The sequence below is a fragment of the Tabrizicola sp. YIM 78059 genome, from assembly GCF_004959785.1.
GTDB lineage: Bacteria > Pseudomonadota > Alphaproteobacteria > Rhodobacterales > Rhodobacteraceae > Tabrizicola > Tabrizicola caldifontis.
In genome coordinates, this window is record NZ_SJZH01000078.1 from 1 (window position 1) to 382 (window position 382).

Genomic DNA, 382 nt, shown 5'->3' on the forward strand with positions numbered 1-382 from the left:
GACCCGAGGCGTTCGAGGTCGAGGGTGACGTCGAGGGTGTCAGTGTCGAAGCGGACGGGGACGTCGAATTCGAAGCCTGCGGTGATAGCGACGCCAGCGGCAGGGGCCGTGGTGAAGGTAATGAGACCGCTGGTTGTGGAAACGGACCAGCCGGAGGCCTGCGGCGTGCCGTTCAGGGCGATGGTCACGGTTCCGGCGACGGGCTTGGTGATCGCGCGTGTCCAGGACTGCGCGCCGGAGGAGTAGCGCTTGGCCAGTTGGAACTGGGTGGCCGACCCCGTGCCGGTGCCGATGGGTTGATCGGTTGGCCCCGGTGTCTGCGAGGGCAGGCAGGACTTGAAGTCAGCCCAGTCCTTGAAGCGGAAGCCGTGGAGGCGCCCGT

At 67.3% G+C, this 382-nt stretch carries 1 protein-coding gene; it reads right to left on the reverse strand.

All coding sequences use genetic code 11. The features are described 5' to 3' along the window. On the reverse strand, positions 1-382 hold a 382-nt coding region (locus EZM81_RS18120; protein WP_136646751.1), incomplete at both ends, for a DUF2460 domain-containing protein.